The sequence below is a fragment of the Dethiosulfatibacter sp. genome, from assembly GCF_983023055.1.
Genome location: NZ_CEZJXU010000303.1, coordinates 1 through 3,223 on the forward strand (window position 1 = coordinate 1; position 3,223 = coordinate 3,223).

Annotated in this window: 3 protein-coding genes; all 3 read right to left on the reverse strand. The window is 35.4% G+C overall.

Going from position 1 to position 3,223, the window contains the following annotated elements; translation table 11 throughout:
* Positions 1-59: 59 nt before the first annotated feature.
* The gene (gene ftsW / locus AC3AX0_RS09995; protein WP_487550146.1) at positions 60-1,154 is read right to left on the reverse strand and encodes a putative lipid II flippase FtsW; all 1,095 of its coding nucleotides are present in this window, start codon (positions 1,152-1,154) and stop codon (positions 60-62) included.
* Entirely contained in the window at positions 1,144-2,505 is a 1,362-nt protein-coding gene (murD, locus tag AC3AX0_RS10000) for a UDP-N-acetylmuramoyl-L-alanine--D-glutamate ligase (protein WP_487550147.1), read from the reverse strand. The genes ftsW and murD overlap by 11 nt, the downstream gene beginning before the upstream one ends.
* 11 nt (positions 2,506-2,516) lie before the next feature.
* Positions 2,517-3,223, reverse strand: a 707-nt coding sequence (gene mraY, locus AC3AX0_RS10005; RefSeq protein WP_487550148.1) for a phospho-N-acetylmuramoyl-pentapeptide-transferase, incomplete at its 5' end; no start/stop codon positions are given.

Consider the following 3,223-nt stretch of genomic DNA (forward strand, 5'->3'; position numbering starts at 1 on the left):
GAGAAATATGTCCTCCCGTACCTCCACCGCTTAGTATATACTTCATAAATACCTCTGCTTTATAATGAATTTTTTGATATGTTAAGCAATATTCCAATAGATGCCATAAAAATCATAAGTGATGTTCCTCCAGCACTTATAAAAGGCAAGGCTATTCCTGTTGGGGGCATGGAAGAAGTGACAACTGCTATATGGATAAGAGCCTGAATTCCTATAAGTGCAGTTATTCCTACAGCCAGAAAAGAACCAAAAAGGTCACTTGCATTTATTGCAATTCTAAAGCCTCTCCAAATAATAACTATATAAAAAATAATAACTATGAAACAGCCTATGAATCCCAATTCCTCACCTACTATTGAAAAGATGAAGTCATTGTAGCTTTCAGGAATATAAAAAAACTTTTGCCGACTCTTTCCAAGACCAAGACCAAACAACCCTCCTGTTCCAAGAGCATATATTGACTGAACAACCTGCCATCCTAAATCAGCTTTGTATTTAAAAGGATCTATGAAGCTCGTGACCCTCAGCATCCTATATGGTTCATTTATTATAAGGTATGCAACTCCTGATGCCCCAATTAACATAGTCATAATAATATGTAAAATATTTGCACCTGCACAAAGATACATTACTCCAAGTGTAAGTGCAAGCACAAAGCTTGTACTCAAGTCATTCTGTATTACTATAATCCCTGAAAATACTCCAATCATAATTAAAACAGGAATATATCCCCTGCCAAACTTCTTAATGAATTTATTATTCTTTTCAAGAAAATATGCCATATAAACTATTGCAGTTACCTTTATAATCTCTGAAGGCTGAATACTTATGCCTCCTATTCTTATCCATCTCTGTGCTCCATTAGCAGTAGTTCCCACAGTAGTAAATAAAGAAAACCCTGCCAATATAATTATACCCAGAAAAACCTTGTTCAACTTTCTGTATATTCTGTAATCAATAAAAGATGTGATAATCATTGCGACAAAACCTAAAACACCCGCCACAATTTGTTTTTTTAGAAAAAAGAATCCATTCCCTTTGAAATTGTAGTAACCATCAGGATAGCTGGAACTGTATACCATAACGAATCCGAAAAGTACAAGCACAAGAATCGTCAAAAACAACAACCAGTCAATGGATTTTCTATTCTCCATTTTTTTCCACCAACTCAAATACTATATTTTTGAATTCATTTCCTCTAATCATGTAGTTTTCATACATATCCCAGCTTGCACAGGCTGGAGAAAGAAGCACTATCTCACCCTCCTTAGCATTATTAAAGGAACTCATTATACATTCTCTTAAGGTATCAAATATTTCATAATCAAGAAATCCATTATTCTTCATGGTTTCAGCCAACTTATATTTTGTTTCACCAAAAATGCTTGCCGTTTTCACATTGCCTTCGAGGTTATCTACGAGAAGACCGAAGTCTTCCCCCTTATCCATCCCTCCAAGTATTATGTGAACCGGCGGGTCAAAACTGTTTATAGCTTTAATTGATGCATCCGTATTGGTACCTTTTGAATCATTGTAGAAGCTTATACCTTCTACATTCGTTACATATTCTAATCTGTGCTCTACGCCTCTGAATGATGCAAGAACCTTTCTTATGGACTCCAAGTCCACTCCAGCAATCCTGGCAGCCAATATTGCAGCAAGAGAATTTTCTAAATTATGTAAACCAGGCATGAATATTTCATCAGCATTACAGACATATTCCGGCTTAAAAACATTAAGAATAATCCGATTTTGGTTTACATAAATACCCTCGATTTCCCTGTTTGTAGTTGTAAAGTACAGCTTTTTACATTGTGTATCTTTGATTTCACTTTGTAAAACATCATTGTCATAGTTAATTATGCAATAGTCATTTTCAGTCTGGTTCGATATTATCTTAAGCTTAGCATCAATATAGTTTTCATATGTCTTGTGCCAAGATATATGGTCTGGACTAATATTTGTAATAACTGAAATATTTGTCCTGAAATCCCTTATTCCATCAAGCTGGAAGGAGCTTAATTCAACAACGCCTATATCACTGTCACTCATGTCCTTAAAGTCCCACATTATTCCCGATCCAATATTCCCTGTAACCACAGCATTCCCCTTCCATTGATTGATCATTTCACCAATAAGGGTTGTAGTGGTTGTCTTTCCGTTTGTTCCTGTGATTCCTATTAGAAAACTGTCACCGCAGTTTCTGTAAGCATATTCCACATCATTTACAATTTCAACGCCACTATTTTTGGCAAATACAATTATTGGGTCTTCATTTGGTATTCCAGGACTTTTGATAAGCATGACATATTGCTTCATGTCAATGCTATCGCCTGTAGTATATGTTTTTATATTTGATATTCCATTTTCATCCAAAACAGACTGAAGTTCTTCCCTTGTTTTTCTGTCGATTATATCTGCTGTTTTATTTTCTGATTTAAGTCTCTTTAAGGCTGATATACCAGAGATTCCAAGTCCATATATTAATGTTTTTTCTTTATTCATTCACTATCCCCTTATATGAATATTACAGCAACAGCAATCAGTCCAGAAACTGCTGCAACCAAATAAAATCTTATTACAACCTTGGTTTCCTTCCATCCCTTTTCTTCATAATGATGATGAAGAGGACTCATAAGAAACACCCTCTTACCTCTTGTCTTGAATGAAACCACCTGGATTACAACAGAAAGTGTTTCAGCAAGAAATACAGACCCAAGTATTGGAAAGATTATCATTACACCAGACAGTACCATAAGAGCAGAAACCGCACCACCAAGGGCCAGTGACCCTACATCGCCCATAAATACTTTTGCAGGATACTTATTGTGGATAAGAAATCCCATACATCCTCCCGTTATTATGGATGCAATAGATATGAGTGAGTCTGTATTCTGTAGCTTGTCTCCAAGAACCGATGCAATTATTATGAAAAACACAAAGAATACTGACGTTATTCCTGAAGCAAGTCCATCAAGACCGTCTGTTAAATTCACACTGTTTACTATTCCCAGGACAACAATTATCGTAAAAGGAATATAGAACAATCCCAGGTCTAAATATTTTCCTATTACAGGAATGTATATGCTGCTTCCCATATCTGTAAACAAATACTGATAAAAAGACAGTACAAGGGCAAACAGAAGCTGTCCTGAAAGTTTTTGCCAAGCTCTTAGTCCCAGATTTCTTTTTTTTACAACTTTTATATAGTCATCTATAAAAC